The organism is Variovorax sp. OAS795 (assembly GCF_040546685.1).
Classification (GTDB): Bacteria; Pseudomonadota; Gammaproteobacteria; order Burkholderiales; family Burkholderiaceae_C; genus Variovorax.
On sequence record NZ_JBEPOH010000001.1, the window covers coordinates 4,718,130 to 4,739,436 of the forward strand.

Below are 21,307 nucleotides of genomic sequence, written 5' to 3' on the forward strand. Positions count from 1 at the left end.
CAAAGGACACGCACATGTACACCCAGGCAATGGACACCATGGGCAAGGACGCCGGCGACGACGGCAAGAAGAAAGCCGTGCGCTCGGCCGACGAGATGCGGCTCGAGGAACGCTTCGACGCGCACATCGACGCCGGCGACTTCATCGAGGCGAAAGACTGGATGCCCGAGCACTACCGCAAGACACTGGTACGCCAGATCAGCCAGCACGCGCATTCCGAGATTGTCGGCATGCTGCCCGAGGGCAACTGGATCGGCCGTGCGCCCACGCTCAAGCGCAAGGCGATCCTGCTGGCCAAGGTGCAGGACGAAGGCGGCCACGGCCTCTACCTGTATGCCGCGGCCGAGACGCTGGGCACCTCGCGCGACCAGATGTTCGACGCGCTGCACAGCGGCAAGGCCAAGTACAGCTCGATCTTCAACTACCCCACGCTGACATGGGCCGACATGGGCACCATCGGCTGGCTGGTGGACGGCGCGGCCATCATGAACCAGGTGCCGATCTGCCGCTGCTCATATGCGCCGTATGCGCGCGCCATGATCCGCATCTGCCGCGAAGAGAGCTTTCACCAGCGCCAGGGCTATGAGGCGCTGCTGACGATGATGACGCACGGCACCGCGGCGCAGAAAGCCATGGTGCAGGACGCGGTGAACCGCTGGTGGTGGCCCTCGATCATGATGTTCGGCCCGCCGGACGACCAGTCGCCCAACTCCGCGCAATCGATGCGCTGGGGCATCAAGCGCTTCAGCAACGACGAGCTTCGCCAGAAGTTCGTCGACGCCGCCGTGGAGCAGGCACGCATCCTCGGCGTGACCTTGCCCGACCCCGACCTGAAGTGGAACGAAGAGCGGCAGGCGCACGACTTCGGCGCCATCGACTGGAGCGAATTCTGGCGCGTGATCGGCGGCGACGGCCCATGCAACCGAGAGCGCCTGCAGGCCCGGGTGGACGCCTGGGAAGAAGGCGCGTGGGTGCGCGAAGCCGCCATGGCCCATGCCAACAAGCAACCGATGAAGGAGGCCGCATGAGCGCCGAACAGAAACAAGAGTGGCCCCTGTGGGAAGTGTTCGTGCGCAGCAAGGCCGGCCTCGACCACAAGCATTGCGGCAGCCTGCATGCGGCCGACCCGAAGATGGCGATCCAGATGGCACGCGACGTCTACACGCGCCGCCAGGAAGGCAGCAGCATCTGGGTGGTGCGCTCGGACCAGATCGTGGCCAGCGACCCGGGGGACAAGGACATGTTCTTCGATCCGGCGGAAGACAAGGTGTACCGCCATCCGACGTTCTATGCCTTGCCCAAGTCCGTGGACCACATGTGAGCGGCGCGCCATGCAAGCATCGATAGAACTCAACCGCACGCCCGCCGTGCAATACCTTCTGCGCATCGGCGACACCTGCCTGGTGCTCGCGCAACGGCTCGGCGAATGGTGCGGCCATGCGCCTGTGCTGGAGGAAGACATCGCGATGGCCAACATCGCACTCGACCTCGTCGGCCAGGCCCGCGCGCTGCTCACGCACGCCGGCCAGCTCGAGGGCGAAGGCCGTGCGCACGACGAAGACCAGCTCGCCTACCTCCGCGACGAGCGCGACTACTTCAACCTCACGCTCGTCGAACTGCCGCGCGGCGATTTCGCCTTTGCCGTGGTGCGCAACACCATCGTTTCGACGCTGCTCAAGCTGTTGTGGCAACGCCTTGCCGCATCGAGCGATGCCGAGGTGGCCGCCATCGCCGGCAAGGCCGTGAAGGAAGCACGCTACCACCAGCAGCACTCGGGCGACTGGGTGGTGCGCCTGGGCGACGGCACCGATGAATCGCGCCGCCGCACCGAGCGTGCGTTGAAGCAGCTCTGGCTCTACGTGCCCGAACTGTTCGAGAGCGATGCGGTGGACGAAGCCGCGAGCGCCAGCGGACTCGGCCCGGCCTGGAGCGAACTGCGCGAACCCTGGTTCGCCGAGATGCAGCAGGTGCTCGACGCGGCCGGCCTCGACATGCCCAAGGAGACCGGCTTCCGCAGCACCGGCAAGAAGGGCGTGCACAGCGAGCACATGGGCTACATCCTGGCCGAGATGCAGCACCTGCAGCGCTCCTACCCGGGAGGCATGTGGTGAACGCCGTCGCCTCGCGCACCGATTCGGCGTGGGCCGTGCTGCACACCGTGCCCGATCCCGAAGTGCCGGCCGTGTCGGTCTGCGACCTGGGCATCGTGCGCGAAGTGATCGAGCACGACGACGGCCTCGAGATCGTTCTCACGCCCACCTACTCGGGCTGCCCAGCGACGGAAGCCATCGCGCACGACGTGCTCGCCGCCATCGAACACGCCGGCCTCGGCCGCGCACGCACCACCTTGCGCCGCGCGCCAGCCTGGAGCAGCGACTGGATCAGCGAGGAAGGCCGCGCCAAGCTCAAGACCTACGGCATCGCGCCACCGGCCCACCTCACACCCGAAGCGGCGGCCGGCACCGCCATGCCCATCCGCCTCTTCGGCCGCATGGCAGGCCGCGAGAAGAGCATTGCCTGCCCGCGCTGCGACAGCGAGCGCACCGAGCGGCTCTCGGCCTTCGGTTCCACCGCCTGCAAGGCGCTCTACCGCTGCATGGCCTGCCGCGAACCCTTCGAACATTTCAAGCCGATCTAGACGATGAGCACCCTATTCCACCCGCTGCGCGTGAAGGCTGTCGAGCCCGACACCCCGGAGGCCGTCGTCGTCTCGTTCGAGGTGCCGCCCGAACTGCGCGAAGTGTTCGGCTTCACGCAGGGCCAGTACCTCACCTTGCGCGGCGACATCGACGGGCAGGACCTGCGCCGCTCGTATTCGATCTGCGCCGGCCTGGACGACGGCGAGCTGCGCGTGGGCGTGCGCAAGGTTCGCGGCGGCGTGTTCTCCAACTGGATCAACGCGCACCTGCAGCCCGGCGACACGGTGCAGGTGATGGCGCCGCAGGGCCGATTCTTCGTGCCCATCGAGCCAGCCTCCGCGCGCCACCATGTCGGCATTGCCGGCGGCAGCGGCATCACGCCGATCCTGTCGATCATGAAGACCGTGCTGGCGCGCGAGCCCCGGAGCCGCTTCACGCTGATCTACGGCAACCGGCAATTGCAATCCACGATGTTCAAGGAAGAAATCGAGGACCTGAAGAACCGCTACATGACGCGGCTGGTGCTGCTGCACGTGTTCTCCGACGAGCACACCGATTCGCCGCTGGGCTTCGGCGTGATGGACCGCGAGAAGATCGGCGAGTTCCTCGGCACGCTGGTGCCGGCCGCCAGCATCGACCATGTCTACATCTGCGGCCCCTTCCAGATGAACGACGAAGCCGAGGCGGCGCTGCTTGCCGCGGGCGTGCCCGAAGAGCGCATCCACATCGAGCGCTTCGGCGTCGCCCTGCCAGCGGGCGCAGCGAGCGGCGAGGTGGGCGCGGTGGGCGCGGTGGTGCACGAGGCCCTTCCGGGCGACGCCAAGCAGGCGCGCATCACCATTGTGCGCGATGGGCTCCAGCGCGAGATCACCTTCACCGAAGGACAGCCGAGCATCCTGGATGCGGCATCGGCCGCAGGGCTCGAGGTGCCGTTCTCCTGCACCTCCGGCGTGTGCGGCACCTGCCGCGCAAAACTGGTGGAGGGGGAAGTCCGCATGGAAAGAAATTTTGCGCTCGACAAGAATGAAGTCGCCGCCGGATTCGTGCTGACCTGCCAGGCACACCCGCTCACCGAACGCGTGACCCTGTCGTTCGACGAACGCTGACGCACAACGATTTTTCAACCGGAGACAAAGCAAAATGAAATTCCTCAAGCCCCTGCTGATTGCCGCCCTGTGCGCCACCGCCGTTGCCGCATGGGCCGACATCAACGTCGGCGTGACGCTCTCGGCCACGGGCCCTGCCGCTTCGCTCGGCATTCCCGAGAAGAACACCATCGCGCTGATGCCCAAGACCATCGCGGGCCAGAAGATCAACTACATCGTGCTGGACGATGCCTCCGACACCACGGCGGCCGTGGCCAACACGCGCAAGCTCATCGCCGAGAACAAGGTCGACATCGTGCTGGGCTCGACCACCACGCCCAACTCGCTCGCGATGATCGACGTGGCGAGCGAAGCCAAGACGCCGATGATCTCGATCGCCGCCTCGGCCCGCATCGTCGAGCCGATGGACGCCAAGAAGCAGTGGGTCTTCAAGACGCCGCAGAACGACATCATGATGTCGCTCGCCATTGCCGAGCACATGGCCGCCAACGGCGTGAAGACGGTGGCCTTCATCGGCTTCTCCGATGCCTACGGCGAAGGATGGTCGCAGGAGTTCGCCAAGGCGGCCGACCTGAAGAAGCTCAAGATCGTGGCCAACGAGCGCTACGCGCGCACCGACACCTCGGTGACCGGCCAGGCACTGAAGATCATGGCCGCCAAGGCCGACGCGGTGCTGGTCGCGGGCTCGGGCACGCCGGCCGCACTGCCGCAGAAGACGCTCAAGGAGCGCGGCTATGCCGGCAAGATGTACCAGACCCACGGCGTGGCCAATGCCGACTTCCTTCGCGTCGGCGGCAAGGACGTGGAGGGCACCTTCCTGCCCGCCGGCCCCGTGCTGGTGGCCGAGCAACTGCCCGCGAGCCATCCGGTGAAGAAATCGGCCCTGGCCTATGTCACGGCCTACGAGGGGGCGAACGGCAAGAACACGGTGTCGACCTTCGGCGCACATGCGTGGGACGCAGGCCTCTTGATGACCTCGGCCGTGCCGGTTGCGCTCAAGAAGGCCCAGCCCGGCACGCCCGAGTTCCGCGCCGCGCTGCGCGACGCGCTCGAGCAGGTCAAGGAAGTGTCGGGCGCACACGGTGTCTTCAACATGACGGCCAACGACCACCTGGGCCTGGACCAGCGTGCGCGCGTGATGGTCAAGATCGAGAACGGCGCCTGGAAGTACCAGCCCTGAACCGTCCCGCGCCTCCCCTTCGAGGGGAGGCGCACTACAAGCCTGGCTGCAACACAAGCGCCGGACACTGATTCGACACACGGGCCAGGCCCGAAGGTATTTCTATGGATCTGCAGATCGCCCTGCTCCTGGGGCAGGACGGCATCGTGAACGGTGCCGTCTACGGATTGATGGCGCTCGCCCTGGTGCTGGTGTTCTCCGTCACGCGCGTCATCTTCATCCCCCAGGGCGAGTTCGTCGCCTTCGGCGCGCTCTCGATGGCCGTGCTGCAGACCGGCCGCGTGCCGGCCACGCTGTGGCTGCTGGTGGCACTGGCGGCCATGGTGCTGGTGGTCGAGGCCTGGCGCTGGAAGCGCGGCACGGTGGTGGACTGGGGCTCGGCGCTCACCTGGTGCGTGGCACTGCCGGCGCTGGCCTCCGTGCTCGTGCTCTGGCTCAAGCCGACCTCGATGGCGGCCCAGGCCCTCACCACGCTGGTGCTGATCGCGCCCCTCGGCCCGCTGCTCTATCGCCTTGCCTACCGGCCGCTGGCCGATGCCAGCGTGCTCATGCTGCTGATCGTCTCGGTGGCGCTGCATGGCGTGCTGGTGGGCCTGGGCCTGCTGTTCTTCGGTGCCGAGGGCTACCGCACCACCGCGTTCTCTGAAGAGCGGCTCGACATCGGCGGCATTCCGGTCAGCGGTCAGTCGCTGGTGGTGGTGGGCATCACGCTGGCGCTGGTGATCGCGATGTTCTTTTTCTTCGGCCGCTCGATGGTCGGCAAGGCGCTGCGGGCCACCGCCATCAACCGCGTGGGCGCGCGGCTCTCTGGCATTCCGACGGAGCTGTCCGGCGACCTGAGCTTCGCGCTCGCGGCGCTCATCGGCGCGGTCTCCGGCCTTCTCATTGCGCCGCTCACCACGGTGTACTACGACACCGGCTTCCTGATCGGCCTCAAAGGCTTCGTCGCCGCCATCGTGGGCGGGCTCGCGAGCTATCCGCTGGCGCTCGCGGGCGCAATCCTGGTCGGGCAGCTCGAGGCCTTTGCCTCGTTCTGGGCCAGCCCGTTCAAGGAGGTGCTGGTCTTCACGCTGATCATCCCCGTGCTGTGGTGGCGTTCGCTGCACAGCCACCACGTGGAGGACGAGGAATGAGCGCGCCTTCCAATCCCATCGAGGCCAGCGCACTGCCGTCGGGCAAGCCGCTGGCCACGCCGCGCCAGCTCACGCTCGTGCTCGTCGTGCTGCTGGCGCTGTCCTGGGGCTTCCTGCCCGAGTTCACGGTGTCGGTGCTCAGCAACATCGGCCTCTATGCGCTGGTCGCGGCCGGGCTCGTCATGCTGACCGGCGTGGGCGGCATGACCTCGTTCGGCCAGGCCGCCTTCGTCGGCGTGGGCTCCTACGCCACCGCATGGATCTGCACATCGCCCGCGGCCACGGCGTGGCTGGGCGGCCTCTTCGGACCGGCACTCCTGCCATGGGCGGGATTGCTGCTCGGCCTGCTGCTGACTTTCGCGCTCGCATGGGCGCTGGGCGCCGTCACGCTCAAGCTGCAGGGCCACTACCTGCCGCTGTGCACGATCGCCTGGGGCCTGAGCCTGTACTACCTGTTCGGCAACATGGACTTCCTCGGCGGCCAGACAGGCATCACCGGGGTGCCGCCCATCGTCATCGCGGGCTTTTCGCTCGCGACACCGCGCGCACTGGGCGTGGTGATCTGGACCGTGCTGCTGCTCGCGCTCTGGGCCCTGCACAACCTGCTCGATTCGCGCGAAGGCCGCGCCATCCGCGCGCTCAAGGGCGGGCGGCTCATGGCCGAATCGATGGGCGTGGACACCGCGCGCCACCGCGTGAAGCTCTTCGTGCTGGCTGCCCTGATGGCGGCGGTGTCCGGCTGGCTCTATGCGCATCTGCAGCGCTTCGTGAACCCGACGCCCTTCAACCTGAACATCGGCATCGAGCTGCTGTTCATGGCCGTGGTGGGCGGCGCGGGCCACCTGTGGGGCGCGGTGCTGGGCGCCGCGCTCATCACGCTGCTGAAGGAAAAGCTGCAGGACGTGCTGCCTTCGTTGCTGGGCAGCAGCGGCAACTTCGAAGTGATCGTGTTCGGCCTGCTCATGCTCTTCGTGCTGCAGCGTTTCGCGGAGGGGCTCTGGCCCACGCTGGCTCGCATCGCGGCCCGCTGGGTGCGGCCGCACGCCGCTGCCGACGACGGCACCGCGCGGCCTGCCGCGTCCACCGTGCGGCTTGCGCATCGCGAGCTGCCCGCCAAGGGCGAGGTGCTGCTGCAGGCGACCCGCGTCAGCAAGCGCTTCGGCGGCCTCGTGGCCAACAACGAGATCTCGATGACGCTGAAGGCCGGCGAGATCCATGCGCTCATCGGACCGAATGGCGCGGGCAAGAGCACCTTCTTCAACATGATCTCGGGCGTGGACGACCCGAGCGCGGGCGAGGTGCGGCTTGCGGACCAGGCGATGACGGGCAAGCCTTCGCGCGTGTTCGCCGCGCTCGGCCTCGGGCGCACCTTCCAGCATGTTCGCCTGCTCGGGCAGCGCAGCGTGGCCGAGAACGTCGCGCTCGGCGCGCACCTGCGCGCCAGGCGCGGCTGGCTCGCGGCCATGCTCCGGCTGGACCGCGGGGAGGAAGCGGCACTGATGGCCGAAGCCCGCCGCCAGATCGAGCGCTGCGGCCTGGGTGCGCAGGCCGATACGCCGGCCGCATCGCTCTCGCTGGGCCAGCAGCGCGTGGTCGAGATCGCGCGCGCGCTGGCCGGCCAGCCTTCGGTGTTGCTGCTCGACGAGCCCGCCGCGGGCCTTCGGCACCTGGAGAAGCGCGCGCTCTCCGTGCTGCTGGGGCAGCTGCGCGCCGAAGGCCTCGGCATTCTCGTGGTGGAGCACGACATGGAATTCGTCATGAACCTGGCGGACCGCATCACGGTGCTCGAGTTCGGCACCGTGATTGCCACCGGAACCCCGGCCGAAGTGCAGGCCAACCCGCGCGTGCTCGAAGCCTACCTGGGCGGCGCCGACGACGAGCTGCTGGAGGAGACGCGATGAGCGCCGCGCCGGGCCGCCCCAAGCTAGCTCGAACCGCAGCCGAAGGCGAAGGTAATTCAATGTCCGTCCCCGTTCTCCAGCTCGACGGCTTCAGCGTCGCCTACCGCACCGTGGAGGCGGTGCACAGCGTGCGGCTGCATGTAAACGAAGGCGAGATCGTCACGGTCATCGGCCCCAACGGCGCCGGCAAGACCACGCTGCTGTGCGCGGCGATGGGGCTGCTGCCTTCCAGCGGCAGCCTGTCGCTGCATGGCGAACGCATCGCACGTCCCGGTGTCGAGACCATGGTGGCGCGCGGCGTGGCGCTGGTGCCCGAGCGGCGCGAGCTGTTCGGCGACATGTCGGTCGAAGACAACCTGCTGCTCGGCGGCTTCTACCAGTGGCGCAAGGGCAAGCGCGACCAGCGCGCGCGAATGGAAGAGGTGTTCGGCATCTTTCCGCGCCTGCGCGAGCGACGCCCGCAATTGGCCTCGACCCTTTCCGGCGGCGAACGGCAGATGCTCGCCATCGGCCGCGCGCTGATGGCGCGTCCGCGGCTCCTGATGCTCGACGAACCCTCGCTCGGCCTGGCGCCGCTGGTGGTGCGCGAGGTGCTGCGCGTGGTCTCGCAACTGCGCAGCCACGGCGTCTCGGTGCTGCTGGTGGAGCAGAACGCGCGCGCCGCCTTGCAGGTGGCGGACCGCGCCTACGTGCTCGAAATGGGCGCCGTGGCACTCGACGGCAATGCGCGCGAGCTGATGCACGACCAGCGAATCATCGATACATACCTGGGCATCGGCAAGAAGGAATGACCCCGGGGTTTCTCCCTCCCCTGCGGCGGAAGGAGCAATACCAAGACAGTGAAAGGACACCTCATGACCACCACACTCCAAAGCTACATCGCCGGCCGCTGGATCGGCCAGGAGCGCGCGCAGCCACTGCGCAGCGCCATCAACGGGCAAGGCGTGGCCAGCACGCATGCCGAGGCCATCGACTTCGCCGAGGCGCTGCAGCACGCGCGCCGCGTCGGCCTGCCGGGGCTCATGGCGCTCGACTTCCAGCAACGCGCCGAACGCCTCAAGGCGCTCGCCAAGTTCCTAGCCGCGAACAAGGAAACGCTCTACGCCATCTCGGCCCACACCGGCGCCACCCGCGCCGACAGCTGGATCGACATCGAGGGCGGCGCGGGCACGCTGAGCGCCTATGCCGGCATCGGCACCAACGAGCTGCCCTCGGGCAACCTGGTGCATGAAGGTCCGGCCTTCCCCCTCGGCAAGAAGGGCGGCTTCGCGGGCACTCACATCCTGGTGCCGCGCGGCGGCGTGGCGGTGCACATCAATGCTTTCAACTTTCCGGTCTGGGGCCTGCTCGAGAAGTTCGCGCCGAGCTTTCTTGCGGGCATGCCGTGCATCGGCAAGCCGGCCACGGCGACCAGCTATGTGACCGAAGCGCTGATGCGGCTCATCGTGCAGTCGGGCATCCTGCCCGAGGGCAGCCTGCAACTGGTGGTCGGCGGCACGGGCGACCTGCTCGACCGGCTCGAGGGCGCCGACGTGGTCACCTTCACCGGATCGGCCGACACCGCGGCCAGGCTGCGCGTGCATCCGAACCTCGTGCGCCAATCGATCCCGTTCAACGCCGAGGCCGACTCGCTCAACTGTGCGATCCTCGCGCCCGACGTGACGCCCGACGACGAGGAGTTCGACCTCTTCGTGAAGGAGGTGGCGCGCGAGATGACCATCAAGGCCGGCCAGAAGTGCACCGCCATTCGCCGCGCCATCGTGCCGCGCCAGCATCTCGATGCCGTGGCCGAGCGCCTGCGCGCGCGGCTCGCGAAGACCGTCATCGGCGATCCGTCGCGTGAAGAGGTGCGCATGGGCGCTCTCGCCTCCCACGCACAGCAAGCCGATGTGGCCGAGCGCGTCGCCACGCTGCTGCAAGGGGCGGAGCTGGTGTACGGCGAACGCGACGGCTTCTCGCCCGTGGGCGACGGCGTGGGCGAAGGCGCGTTCTTCGCGCCCACGCTGCTGTTGAGCCGCAAGCCGCTCGACCATGACGCGGCGCACGACGTCGAAGCCTTCGGCCCCGTCAGCACGCTGATGCCCTACGACGGCATCGACGAGGCGCTGGCGCTCGCGGCTCGCGGCCGCGGCAGCCTCGTCGGCACGCTGGTCACGCGCGACCCGGCACTCGCTGCAAAGGCCATTCCGGTGGCCGCCGCATGGCACGGCCGCCTGCTGGTGCTCGACCGCGAGGCCGCGGCCGAATCCACTGGCCACGGCTCGCCGCTGCCGCAGCTCAAGCACGGCGGCCCGGGCCGCGCGGGCGGCGGCGAAGAACTCGGCGGCCTGCGCGCGGTGAAGCACTACCTGCAGCGCGCCGCGGTGCAGGGCTCGCCCACCATGCTGGCCGCCATCACGGGCGAGCACGTGCGCGGCGCGGCGGTGCGCGAGAGCGACGTGCATCCGTTCCGCCGCCATTTCGAAGACCTGCGCATCGGCGACTCGCTGCTCACGCACCGCCGCACCGTCGGCGAGGCCGACATCGTCGCCTTCGGCGGCATCTCGGGCGACTATTTCTACATGCACTTCGACGAAGTGGCGGCGAAGGAATCGCCCTTCGGCAAGCGCATCGCGCACGGCTATTTCGTGCTGTCGGCCGCGGCCGGGCTGTTCGTCTCGCCCGCGCCGGGCCCGGTGCTGGCCAACTACGGCCTCGATACGCTGCGCTTCGTCAAGCCCGTGGGCATCGGCGATACCATCCGCGCGCGGCTCACGTGCAAGCGCAAGACCGACCGCAACAAGAAAGATGCGAGCGGCCAGGGCCAGGGTGTGGTGGCCTGGGACGTGGAGGTGACCAACCAGGACGGCGAGCTGGTCGCGAGCTACGATATCCTGACGCTCGTCTCCAAGAAACCTACCCCCCTCTGATGTTCGATCTCACCGGAAAAACAGCACTCGTCACCGGCGGCAACGGCGGCATCGGCCTCGGCATGGCGCAAGGCCTCGCCCAGGCCGGCGCCCGCGTCATCGTCGCCGCGCGCAACGCGCAGAAGTCGGCCGCCGCGGTGGAAGCGCTCAAGGCCCTGGGCAGCGACAGCTTCGCGATCGAGGTCGATGTCGCCGACGAAGCCTCGGTGCAGAAAGCCTCCGACGAAATGGCCGCGCGCTGCGGCAGGCTGGACATCCTCGTCAACAACGCCGGCACCACGGTGCGCAAGCCCGTCGACCAGCTCGCGCTGGACGAATGGCACAAGGTGATGGACACTAACCTGACCAGCGCCTTCCTGTGCAGCCGGGCCGCGCATCCCCACCTGAAGAAGGCAGGCGGCGGCAAGATCATCAACATCGGCTCGATGATGTCGATCTTCGGTGCGCCCTATGCCCCCGCATATGCCGCGAGCAAGGCCGGCATCGTGCAGCTCACCAAATCGACCGCGCTCTCGTGGGCGGCCGACAACATCCAGGTCAATGCCATCCTCCCGGGCTGGTTCGAGACCGAGCTGACCGATGGCGCCCGCAGCCAGATTCCAGGCCTGTACGAGCGCGTGGTGGCGCGCGCCGCCGCCGGGCGCTGGGGCAAGCCCGCCGACATTGCCGGTACGGCCGTGTTTCTTGCCAGCCAGGCCTCGGACTACGTGACCGGCACGGCCATACCGGTGGACGGCGGATTTTCCATTTCTGGCTGAAGCCGGGCGGCCCGTGTAAATTCGGCCGCCATGCTTCTCTGGTTCCAGCTCATCCTTTTCGTCGCCGGCACGGCCGCGCTGCTGTACGTCTCGCGCGGGCCGCTGCGCCAGCCCGGATCGCACGGGTTCTACCGCTTCTTCGCGTGGGAATGCATGCTGGTGCTGATCATCGTGAACCTGCCGGTCTGGCATGTGGACCCGCTGTCCTTCACGCAGTTGCTCTCCTGCGTGTTCCTCGCACTGTCGATCTGGCTGCCGATCCATGCCTTCAGGCTGCTCAAGGCAGAGGGCAAGCCGACCGAGGCGCGCAGCGACGACCCTGCGCTCTACGGCTTCGAAAAGACCTCGTCGATCGTCAGTGCCGGCGCGTTCCGCTACATCCGCCACCCCATGTACACGGCGCTGATGCTGCTGGCCTGGGGTGCCTTCCTGAAACAGTTCACCTGGCTCACGCTCGCGCTGGTGCTGGCCGCCACCGCGCTGCTCGTCCTCACGGCGCTGCGCGACGAAGAGGAGTGCATCGCGCATTTCGGCGAAGGCTACCGCGAGTACATGCGCCGCACCCGGCGCTTCATTCCTTTCCTGCTGTGAAAAGCCAGGGCTTTCCCAGCGCGGCGCAAGCCGCTCTCCTGTTCCTGGCGCTCTTCCTGTGCGAGCTCGTCGTTGCGCTGGCGCTGCGCGATGCCAACCGGTGGCTCGGGCTGAACGAGATGCAGATGGGGGTGCTTGCCGCGGTCCTGGGCAACGGCTGCGTGTTCGCCGGCGTCATGCACTACCAGAAGCTCACCTACCGCGCGCTCTTCCACCAGTCCGCGGCCTCTGCCAGGGCCACGCTGGTGCTGGTGGTGCCGCCCGTGCTGCTGCTGGTGCCGGGGCTGATGCTCGTGATCGTGACCGCGATGAACCTGCTGGTGCGGGTGGTCCCGCTTTCTGCATGGGAAGAATCGATGTTCAGCCGCATGGCCGACGGCAGCGTCGCGGCCACGCTGGCGGTGTGCGTCATGGCGCCGCTGCTCGAAGAAATGCTGTTCCGCGGCATCGTGCTGCGCGGGTTCCTGCAGCGCTATTCGCGGTGGCAGGCCATCATGGGCTCGGCGCTGCTCTTCGGGGTGGCGCACATGAACATCTACCAGTTCGTCGTCGGCCTGGTGTTGGGCGCGGTGCTCGGATGGCTTTATGAGCGCACCCGCTCCCTCATCCCCTGCATTGCGCTGCATGCGGCGTACAACACCGGGACGATCCTCGTCAGCGACCTGCCCGAGACCCTCTCGTTCGCGGACACGGTGATGGGCCTGCTGGCGATCGGCCTGGCGACCGTGTGCGGCGCGCTGGCTTTGCGGCACCTGCTGGTGGCGCCCGTCGCGCGCTGGCCGGCGCCCTGAACCAGGCCGGCGCCCGGAAGACCAGGGTCAGAGGGGCGGGAGCGGCTTCGCATCCACCGCGTCGCCATCGACGATGAAGTGCCCGCCCGCGACGTGATGCAGCGTGCGCAGTTCGTCGTGCCCCGTGAAGTTCCAGCGCCCTTCGGCGAACACGCGCGAGTCGGCCTGCGCCGCGATCACTTCGCCAAGGAACAGGTCGTAGCGCTGCTGGATCGGCGGCTCGGGCAAGAGCCGGCATTCGAGCCAGGCCGCGCAGCCTTCGAGCAGCGGCGCATCCGTGGCCTCGCCTGCGAACACCTGGAGGCCGTAGGCTGCGAACTTGTCGTGGCCCGAACGCTCGACGATCTCTCGGCCCGAGCTGTTGCCCAGCGCCTCGGTCAGGTCGAGCTGCGCGCGCGTGGGCACCTGGAGCGCGAAGGTGCCCGCGCCCTCCAGCAGCACGCGCGTCCAGGTGCTCTTGTCGAGCACCACGGCCACCTTGGGCGGATCGAAGTCCAGCGGCATCGCCCAGGCCGCCGCCATGATGTTGCGCTGTCCGCCGTGCGCGGCGCTCACGAGCACGGTGGGGCCGTGGTTGAGCAGGCGATAGGCCTTGGCGAGCGGAACGGGCTTTCGGTGATTCGCATTCATGCGCACATCGTAGCGGCGCGCGTCAGCATGCGCCCGGCGCGCGCAAGCACCTGGGCGCCTTCGCCTTGCCCGCCGCGATACGCCAGCACGCCGTTCACGAACACCCGTTCGATGCCCAGGCTCACGCCCATCGGCTTGTCGTAGGTGGCGGTGTCGGCAATGGTATCGGGGTCGAACACCACCACGTCGGCCATGGCACCCGCGCGCAGCAGGCCGCGGTCGGCGATGCGCAGGTTGCGCGCGGTCATGCCGGTCATCTTGTGCACGGCCTGCTCGAGCGTGAACAGGCGGCGCTCGCGCCAGTAGCGCGCGAGCACCCGCGGAAAGGCACCCCAGAGGCGCGGATGCGGATGGCGGTCATGCGGCAGGCCGTCGCTCCCGATCATGGTGAGCGGGTGCGCAATGACGCGCTCCACGTCTTCTTCCTGCATCTGGAAGTAGCAGGCGCCGCCGGGCTTCAGACGCAGGCAGGCCTCCTTTTCGGTGGTGCCCCACTCGCGCGCAATGTCGGAAATGAGGCGGCCGGTCATCGCCGGATGCGGATCGGACCAGGTCAGCAGCACGTCGATGACGCCGTCGACCAGGTCCTCGCGCAGCACGGTGGAGCCGGCCACGTAGGGGTACACGTCCATCGAGATCTTCTGCCGCTCGGCCAGCGCCTCGATCAGCGGCAGCGTCTCCTTGGTGCGGCCCCAGTTGGCCGGGCCGGCGCACTTGTGGTGCGAGATCACGAGCGGCACGCCGGCGCTGAAGGCCGTGTCGCCGGCCTCGTGCAGCGCCTCGATGATCTGCTGCATCTCGCTGCGCAGGTGCGTGGCGTAGATGCCGCCATGCCGGGCCACGACGCGAGCGAGGGCGGTCACCTCGTCGGCGGGCGCGGCAAAGGCTTCTTCGTAGAACAGGCCCGACGACAGGCCGTGCGCGCCCTCGGCCATGCAGCTGTCGAGCAGCGCCGCCATGCGGGCGAGCTCGTCGCCGCTCGCGGGCCGGTCGAGCGCCTCCATGGCTGCGAAGCGCAAGGTGGTGTGGCCCACCAGCGCGGCCACGTTGAGCGCGGGATGCGCCGCATCGACGGCCGCGCGGTACTCGGCCATGGTGGCATGCCTGAACGAGTCCGCGCCCAGCAGCGTGAGCGGCGGCCTGGACTGCGGCGTGCGGTACGGCGCGAGCGAAATGCCGCAGTTGCCGGTGACCACGGTGGTGATGCCCTGCGACACCTTGGGCAGGCACAGCGGATCGCGCAGCACGATGGCGTCGTCGTGCGTGTGGGCGTCGATGAAGCCGGGTGCGATCACCTTCGCGCGGCAATCGACGATCTCGACCTCGACCAGCGCGAGCCCGTCGGGCAGGCGCCCGCGCAGCCCTTCGCCGAGTGCGGCGATGCGGTCGCCCCGCAGCAGCACATCGCCGCGCCACGAAGGCCCGCCCGAGCCGTCGACCACGAGGCCGGCTTCGAGCAGGACGGCTCCGGCCCCGCTCACGATGCGCGGCCTTTGCTGTCGATGCCGCCGCCGTCCCAGCTTTGCAGCGGGTGCGTGGAGGCGTCGATGCCGTGGCGCTGGAAGGCCTCGCGTGCGCGCTGCAGGCGCTGCACTGCGGGCTCGCCGCGGCGCTGCGCCACCAGCACCGTGAGAATCTCGATGGCGGTGAGGTGCGTCAGGTAGGCATCGATGCCCACGTGCATCACCGCGTCGTCCGGCACCGAGAGCCCGAGCAGGAAATCGGCCCTGGCTGCCAGCGCGGTGCCGGGCCGCGTGAGCGCCACCACCTTGGCGCCCTGCCCGCGGGCGATGTCCACGGCATCGAGCAGCGAAGGCATGCCGCCCACGTGCGAGATGGCAATGACCACGCCGCCCGGACGCTGCGCCGCGCCCGCCACCTGCTGCAGGTGATAGTCGGTCCAGGCGTTGGCCGAGAGGCCCAGCCTGAAGAGCCGCGCCTGCAGGTCGTTGGCCATGAACCACGAGGTGGCGCCCGCGCCGTACAGGTCCACGTGCGGCGCGGCCGCGATGGCGGCGACAGCGCCTTCGAGCACCTGCATGTCGAGCTGCCCGCGCACGCCCGACACCGAGGCCGCGGCGCTGCGCGCGATCTTGCCGACCACCTCGTCGGCCGCGTCCTCGATGTTCACGCGCCGGTGCAAGGGCGAGCCGCCGAGCGCGAGTTCCTGCGCCAGCGCGAGCTTGAATTCGCGCAGCCCCGCAAAGCCCAGGTCGCGGCAGGTGCGCATGATGGTGGGCACCGAGCTGCGCGAGCGCTCGGCCAGCTGTTCGAAGCTTTCTTCGAGCGCGCGGTCGGGGTCTTCGAGGATCAGGTCGAGAATCGCGCGCCGCGTGGCGGGCGCGCTGCTGCGGAGCCCGGCGATCTTCTGAAGCAGGGAGGGGGTCATCGGCACGCGTTCAGAAGTGCATGGCGACGGCGTCGCTCACGCGGTAGTTCTCTTCGACCACCGGCATCCAGTGCCACTTGTCGAAGGTGGTGCACGGGTGCGAGATGCCCAGGCCCACGCGGTCACCGACCACCGGTGCCTCCGCTTCTTCGGAGGCATCCCAGCGCAGGTAGGCATGTTGGTCGTTGAGCGCGGTGATCTTCCAGCCAGCGGGAACGGCCTGGGCTTCGAGCATGCCGCGCGCGGCGCGCGCGATCGGCACCGGCATCGAGAGATCGAAGGAGATGTCGCGCTTGCCGACCGCGAGGATGGCCAGGCCGGTCTCCGGACGCGACTGCACCGTCGCCCACACTTCCATCGCCGGGCGCAGGCTCTCGCCGCAATCGCAGCCCAGGCGCTCGTCGACCGCGCTCACCATGCGCTTGTAGAAGCCATGGTCGTGCGTGACATAGCAGCCCGAGCGCAGCAGGCCGCGCACCGGCGAACCGAGTGCGGGCTTCAGGCGGCCGGCGACCAGGTCGAAGATGGCCGAGCCGCCGGCCGAGACCAGCACCTCGCCGGTCTCGAACAGCTGCTGCGTGTCGCAGTGGCGCGCAATGGCTTCCACGCGGTCCATCAGCGTGCTGGCGTAGGCCGTGTCGGGCTCGCTGGCGCCCGTGGCGCCCTGCCCTTCGTAGGTCTCGATGCCCACGAGCTTGACCGCGTCGCTGGCGCGCAAGCGGGTGGCAAGCGCCACGGCTTCTTCATGCGTGCGGCAGCCGGTGCGTGCGCCCTCGACGCCGATCTCGAGCATCACTTCGAAAGGCACGCTCTCGGGATGCCGCGTCGACCAGCCTTCGATCAGCGCAAGCTGCGCGAGCGAATCGACCAGGAACACGATGCGCAGGTCTGCATGCGCTTGCAGCAGCAGCTGGATGCCCGCCAGGTCTTCGTCGCTGACGACCTGGTTGGCGATGAGCGTGCGGCGCGCCCCGGCCGCCACGCCGACGGCAAGCTGCGTCACCGTGGCGAAGGTCAGGCCCCAGGCGCCGGCATCGAGTTGGCGCTGGAAGAGCTGCGGCGACATGGTGGTCTTGCCGTGCGGCGCAAGGTCGATGCCCCACGCGCGCACGCGCGACTGCATCCACGCCAGGTTGTGCTCCAGCGCCTCGCGCTTGAGCACGGCCAGCGGCAGCGGCAGGTCGCCGGCCAGCACGTTCCAGCCCGCGGCGCCCACCTCGCTGCGCCGGCGCGGCGGCTGGGTGCGCGGGTAGCCCTTGTAGCTGCTGCCCAGCAGCGGGTCGTTGAAATCCTGGTCGGCGGCAGCGGTGGTGTCGTTCATGGTCATGCGGCAATGTGGGAGAGCAGCTCTTTTCGGATACAGGCGCTGTAGTGTCCGGGAGAAATCTCGTCGAGCGGCGGCACGGTCTGCGCGCAGGCCTCGATGGCATGGGGGCAACGGGTGCGGAACACGCAGCCCGAGGGCGGCGAGATCGGGCTGGGAATGTCGCCCTTGAGCGCGATCCGTTCGGTGGCGAGCGTGGGGTCGGGCTTCGGGCTCGCGGCCAGCAGCGCTTGCGTGTAGGGGTGCGAGGGCCGTGCGAACAGTTCGTCGGTCCCGGCCACTTCCATCACCTTGCCGAGGTACAGCACCACCACGCGGTCGCACAGGTACTCGACCACGTCGAGGTCGTGCGAGATGAAGAGCATGGTGAGGCCGAGCCGCTCGCGCAGGTCGGCCAAGAGGTTGATGACCTGCGACTGGATCGACACGTCGAGTGCCGACAGCGGCTCGTCGGCCACGATGAACTCGGGCTCGACCGCGAGCGCGCGCGCCACGCCGATGCGCTGGCGCTGCCCGCCCGAGAACTCGTGCGGAAAACGGCTCGCATGCTCGGCACGCAGGCCCACGGTCTCCAGCAGCTCGGCAATGCGCTTGTCCCGTGCCGCGGCGCCCTTGTGCAGCCCGTGCGTGGACAGCGCCTCGCCGAGGATGGCGCTGATGCGCATCTTCGGATTCAGGCTCGCATACGGGTCCTGGAAAATGATCTGCAGCTTGCTGCGCAGCTTGCGCATGCGCTCGCCCGAGAGCGCGCCGATGTCGTCGCCGCGGTAGAGCACCTGGCCGCCGGTGCGCTCGACCAGCCGCAGCACGGTGCGCCCGATGGTGCTCTTGCCTGAGCCCGATTCGCCGACGAGGCCCAGCGTCTCGCCGGGCTGGATGGCGAACGACACGTCGTCCACCGCACGCACCGGGCGGGCGCTGGTGCCGAAGTATTTCTTGAGTCCGCGGACTTCGATGAGGGGGGCGGCGGTGGTCATGGGGATGTCGTGTTGGCTCCTTCTCCCGCTTGCGGGAGAAGGCGGGGGATGAGGGTGCTTGCGAGGGGCGCAGGAGGCACCCTCACCCCAGCCCTCTCCCGCGCGCGGGAGAGGGAGCAAGACCGGGGCAGCGCGCGGGTCATGCGGCTCTCGCAAGGGTCGCATCGGGCTGCACGCGAACGCATCGCGCCTGGCGGCCCTCGCGAACATCGATCAGCGGCGGGATTGCTTCCCTGCACGCCGCCATCGCAAGGTCGCAGCGCGGCTCGAAGGCACACCCCGGTGGCGGCGCGAGCGGGCTCGACACCTGGCCGCGAATCGCGAACAGGCGCCTGGGCTTGGGCTGCCCCGGCACGCGCGCCTTGCCCGGCAGGCAGGCCAGGAGGCCCTGGGTGTACGGATGCTCGGGCTGCGCGAACAGCGGCCGCACGGGCGCGCTCTCGACCACGCGGCCCGCATAGAGCACCACCACGTCGTCGGCATGGTGCGCGACCACGCCCAGGTTGTGGGTGATGAAGAGAATGCTCATGCCGGTCTCGGCCTGCAGCCGGCGCATGAGCTCGAGGATCTGCGCCTGGATGGTCACGTCGAGCGCGGTGGTGGGCTCGTCGGCAATCAAGAGCGTCGGGTCGCAGGCCATCGCCAACGCGATCATCACGCGCTGGCGCATGCCGCCCGAGAGCTGGTGCGGGTACTCGTGGATGCGCTGCGCCGCGGCCGGGATCTCGACCAGTTCGAGCATGCGCAGCGCATGGGCCATGGCCGCCTTGCGGTCCAGGCCCTTGTGCAGCCGCACGCTTTCGGCAATCTGCTCGCCGATGGTGAAGACCGGGTTCAGGCTGGTCATCGGCTCCTGGAAGATCATCGACAGCTGGTTGCCGCGCAGGATGCGCATCTCGCGCTCGCCGATCTGCAGCAGATCGAGCGTCTTGCCTTCGCGCGTGACGAATGAAGCCGAGCCGCTGACCTGCGCATTCGCGGTCTTGGGCAACAGGCGCATCAGCGTGAGGCTGGTGACCGATTTGCCCGAGCCCGACTCGCCCACCAGCGCGGTCGTCTGGCCAGGCTGGATCGAGAAGCTCACGTCGGCCACCGAGCGGATCAGGCCGTCCTCAGTGGGGAAGCTGGTGCTCAGGCTGCTGACCTGGAGACGGGGTGGTGTCGTGGTCGTCATCACAGGGTCTTCTTGAGCTTGGGGTCGAGCAGGTCGCGCACGCCATCACCCAGCAACTGCAGCGAGAGCGCGGTGAAGATGATGGCAAGCCCCGGGAACAGCACCACCCAGAAGGCCTGGTGCGCATACTGCTGGCTGCCCGCGACCATGGTGCCCCAGGTGGGAATCTCGGGCGGCACGCCGACACCGAGGAACGACAACCCGGCTTCGGCGAGGATGGCGTAGGCGAAGATGAACGACACCTGCACGAGGATCGGCGACATCAGGTTGGGAAGGATGTGGCGCCACAGGATGCGCGAGGTGCGCACGCCCAGCGCGCGCACTGCTTCGACGAACAGCAGCTCGCGCACCACCAGCGTCGAGGCGCGCACCACCCGCGCCACGCGCGGCGTGTACACCAGCACCAGCGCCAGCACGGTGTTGATGAGCGACGGCCCGAGAATGGCCACGAGCGCGATCGCCAGGAGGATGTCGGGGAACGACATCATCGCGTCGACCACGCGCATCAGCGGCGTGTCGAGCCGGCGGAAGAAACCGGCCATCAGGCCCAGCACCGTGCCGGCGATCACCGAACCCAGCGCGGTGAGCGCGGCAATGGCGAGCGAGTAGCGCGCGCCGTGCACGATGCGCGAGTACATGTCGCGTCCGAGCTCGTCGGTGCCCAGCAGATGCTCGGCGCTCGGGCCTTTCAGGCGTTGCAGCACGGCCGTGTCGTTGGGATCGATGGAGGCGAAGAGCGGCGCGCCGATGGCGAGCACCGCGATCACCAGCAGCACCAGCGCGGAAACCATCACGATGCGGCGGTGCATCAGCTGGCGGAGCATTCGGGGCATTGGCATCTCAAACCTTCACGCGCGGATCGACCACGGCGTACAGCAGGTCGATCGAAAAATTGATCAGCACGTAGATCGCCGCAATCACGAGCAGGGCGCCCTGGATCACCGGATAGTCGCGCCGCAGCACCGCACTCACCACCAGGTTGCCGACGCCCGGCAGCCCGAACACGGTCTCGGTGATGACGGCGCCGCCGATCATCAGCGCGACCGTGAGTCCGATCACCGTGACGATCGGCACCAGCGCATTGCGCAGCGCGTGCTTGAGCACCACCGTGCTTTCGCTCAAGCCCTTGGAGCGGGCGGTGCGCACGTAGTCCTCGCCCAGCACGTCGAGCATCGAGGCGCGCGTGAAGCGGATGATGAGCGCCGAGTTGAGCAATCCCAGCACCGTGGCCGGCAGCACCAGCGCATGCAGCCGCTCGGCAAATGGCGCATCGGGCGCGCCGTAGCCCGACACCGGGAACCAGCCGAAGGACACCGCGAAGACCTGGATCAGCACGATGCCGAGCCAGAAGCTCGGGATGCTGGCGCCGAGCATCGCGATGCCGGTGAACAGCTGGTCGACCACCCGCCCGCGGAACACCGCCGAGACAATGCCGCAGGGCACGCCGATCAGCGCCGCGATGGCGACGGCCATCAACGCCAGCAGCGTGGTCGGTTCGGCGCGCTCCCACAGCGCCTGCGTCACGGGCCGCTGCAGAAAGATCGAGGTGCCGAGGTTGCCCTGAAGCACTTCGCGCAGCCAGTAGCCGAACTGCACCGGCAGCGGCTTGTCCAGGCCGTACTCTTTCTGCACGCGCGCGACGTCGGCCGCGGTGGCCTGGTCGCCGAGCAGCACCGAGACCGGGTCGCCCGAGGCCGCGCGCGTGAGCACGAAGACGAGCACCGCCACGATGGCCAGCACGACGAGCATGCCGGCGGCGCGGGAGGCGAGATAGCGGAACATGTGGGGTGGACTCCAGGGCGCCG

The 21,307-nt window shown here is 68.7% G+C and carries 21 protein-coding genes; 13 read left to right on the top strand and 8 right to left on the bottom strand.

Annotation, left to right across the window (positions count from 1 at the left end):
• The first annotated feature begins 14 nt into the window (after positions 1–14).
• The 13 genes from paaA to ABID97_RS22845 all read left to right on the top strand — a co-directional run bounded on the left by paaA (position 15) and on the right by ABID97_RS22845 (position 13,008).
• The gene (gene paaA, locus ABID97_RS22785) at positions 15–1,028 is read left to right on the top strand and encodes a 1,2-phenylacetyl-CoA epoxidase subunit PaaA (RefSeq protein WP_354400947.1); all 1,014 of its coding nucleotides are present in this window, start codon (positions 15–17) and stop codon (positions 1,026–1,028) included.
• The gene (gene paaB / locus ABID97_RS22790; protein ID WP_157612645.1) at positions 1,025–1,321 is read left to right on the top strand and encodes a 1,2-phenylacetyl-CoA epoxidase subunit PaaB; all 297 of its coding nucleotides are present in this window, start codon (positions 1,025–1,027) and stop codon (positions 1,319–1,321) included. Before paaA ends, paaB begins: the two co-directional genes overlap by 4 nt.
• Positions 1,322–1,331: 10 nt before the next feature.
• Positions 1,332–2,111, top strand: coding sequence for a 1,2-phenylacetyl-CoA epoxidase subunit PaaC (gene paaC / locus ABID97_RS22795; protein WP_354400948.1), 780 nt, complete (start codon positions 1,332–1,334; stop codon positions 2,109–2,111).
• Positions 2,108–2,638, top strand: coding sequence for a 1,2-phenylacetyl-CoA epoxidase subunit PaaD (gene paaD / locus ABID97_RS22800; RefSeq protein ID WP_503012789.1), 531 nt, complete (start codon positions 2,108–2,110; stop codon positions 2,636–2,638). The genes paaC and paaD overlap by 4 nt, the downstream gene beginning before the upstream one ends.
• Positions 2,639–2,641: 3 nt before the next feature.
• Entirely contained in the window at positions 2,642–3,745 is a 1,104-nt protein-coding gene (paaE, locus tag ABID97_RS22805) for a 1,2-phenylacetyl-CoA epoxidase subunit PaaE (protein ID WP_354400950.1), read from the top strand.
• Between the two features lie 34 nt (positions 3,746–3,779).
• Positions 3,780–4,925 carry an ABC transporter substrate-binding protein gene (locus ABID97_RS22810; RefSeq protein WP_354400952.1) on the top strand — a complete coding sequence of 382 codons (1,146 nt, stop codon included), beginning with the start codon at positions 3,780–3,782 and terminating at the stop codon, positions 4,923–4,925.
• 104 nt (positions 4,926–5,029) lie between these two features.
• Positions 5,030–6,058 carry a branched-chain amino acid ABC transporter permease gene (locus ABID97_RS22815; protein WP_354400953.1) on the top strand — a complete coding sequence of 343 codons (1,029 nt, stop codon included), beginning with the start codon at positions 5,030–5,032 and terminating at the stop codon, positions 6,056–6,058.
• Positions 6,055–7,959: a branched-chain amino acid ABC transporter ATP-binding protein/permease gene (locus ABID97_RS22820; RefSeq protein ID WP_354400955.1), complete on the top strand. Its 1,905-nt coding sequence runs from the start codon at positions 6,055–6,057 to the stop codon at positions 7,957–7,959. The genes ABID97_RS22815 and ABID97_RS22820 overlap by 4 nt, the downstream gene beginning before the upstream one ends.
• A gap of 59 nt (positions 7,960–8,018) precedes the next feature.
• On the top strand, positions 8,019–8,750 hold the full coding sequence (locus tag ABID97_RS22825) for an ABC transporter ATP-binding protein (RefSeq protein ID WP_354400957.1): 732 nt from the start codon (positions 8,019–8,021) through the stop codon (positions 8,748–8,750).
• Positions 8,751–8,813: 63 nt separating this feature from the next.
• Complete coding sequence (paaZ, locus tag ABID97_RS22830; RefSeq protein ID WP_354400959.1) at positions 8,814–10,868, top strand: phenylacetic acid degradation bifunctional protein PaaZ; 2,055 nt, start codon at positions 8,814–8,816, stop codon at positions 10,866–10,868.
• Positions 10,868–11,626 (top strand): SDR family NAD(P)-dependent oxidoreductase, encoded by a 759-nt coding sequence (locus ABID97_RS22835; protein ID WP_354400961.1) that lies wholly within the window; start codon positions 10,868–10,870, stop codon positions 11,624–11,626. The genes paaZ and ABID97_RS22835 overlap by 1 nt, the downstream gene beginning before the upstream one ends.
• A 30-nt stretch (positions 11,627–11,656) precedes the next feature.
• On the top strand, positions 11,657–12,217 hold the full coding sequence (locus ABID97_RS22840; RefSeq protein ID WP_354400962.1) for a methyltransferase family protein: 561 nt from the start codon (positions 11,657–11,659) through the stop codon (positions 12,215–12,217).
• Positions 12,214–13,008 carry a CPBP family intramembrane glutamic endopeptidase gene (locus ABID97_RS22845; RefSeq protein ID WP_354400964.1) on the top strand — a complete coding sequence of 265 codons (795 nt, stop codon included), beginning with the start codon at positions 12,214–12,216 and terminating at the stop codon, positions 13,006–13,008. Before ABID97_RS22840 ends, ABID97_RS22845 begins: the two co-directional genes overlap by 4 nt.
• 27 nt (positions 13,009–13,035) lie before the next feature.
• On the opposite strand, the gene ABID97_RS22850 is transcribed toward ABID97_RS22845, so the two are convergent.
• The 8 genes from ABID97_RS22850 to ABID97_RS22885 all read right to left on the bottom strand — a co-directional run bounded on the left by ABID97_RS22850 (position 13,036) and on the right by ABID97_RS22885 (position 21,284).
• Complete coding sequence (locus ABID97_RS22850) at positions 13,036–13,638, bottom strand: flavin reductase family protein (protein ID WP_354400966.1); 603 nt, start codon at positions 13,636–13,638, stop codon at positions 13,036–13,038.
• Complete coding sequence (locus ABID97_RS22855) at positions 13,635–15,119, bottom strand: N-acyl-D-amino-acid deacylase family protein (RefSeq protein WP_503012790.1); 1,485 nt, start codon at positions 15,117–15,119, stop codon at positions 13,635–13,637. Before ABID97_RS22855 ends, ABID97_RS22850 begins: the two co-directional genes overlap by 4 nt.
• Complete coding sequence (locus tag ABID97_RS22860) at positions 15,116–16,027, bottom strand: MurR/RpiR family transcriptional regulator (protein WP_354400967.1); 912 nt, start codon at positions 16,025–16,027, stop codon at positions 15,116–15,118. The genes ABID97_RS22855 and ABID97_RS22860 overlap by 4 nt, the downstream gene beginning before the upstream one ends.
• 10 nt (positions 16,028–16,037) lie before the next feature.
• Positions 16,038–17,354, bottom strand: a complete 1,317-nt coding sequence (locus ABID97_RS22865; RefSeq protein WP_354400969.1) for an amino acid deaminase — start codon at positions 17,352–17,354, stop codon at positions 16,038–16,040.
• Positions 17,351–18,328, bottom strand: a complete 978-nt coding sequence (locus ABID97_RS22870; RefSeq protein WP_354400970.1) for an ABC transporter ATP-binding protein — start codon at positions 18,326–18,328, stop codon at positions 17,351–17,353. The genes ABID97_RS22865 and ABID97_RS22870 overlap by 4 nt, the downstream gene beginning before the upstream one ends.
• A 139-nt stretch (positions 18,329–18,467) precedes the next feature.
• Entirely contained in the window at positions 18,468–19,502 is a 1,035-nt protein-coding gene (locus ABID97_RS22875; RefSeq protein ID WP_354400971.1) for an ABC transporter ATP-binding protein, read from the bottom strand.
• Positions 19,502–20,341: an ABC transporter permease gene (locus ABID97_RS22880; protein WP_354400973.1), complete on the bottom strand. Its 840-nt coding sequence runs from the start codon at positions 20,339–20,341 to the stop codon at positions 19,502–19,504. Before ABID97_RS22880 ends, ABID97_RS22875 begins: the two co-directional genes overlap by 1 nt.
• Position 20,342: 1 nt before the next feature.
• Positions 20,343–21,284, bottom strand: a complete 942-nt coding sequence (locus tag ABID97_RS22885) for an ABC transporter permease (RefSeq protein WP_354400975.1) — start codon at positions 21,282–21,284, stop codon at positions 20,343–20,345.
• Positions 21,285–21,307: the final 23 nt, after the last annotated feature.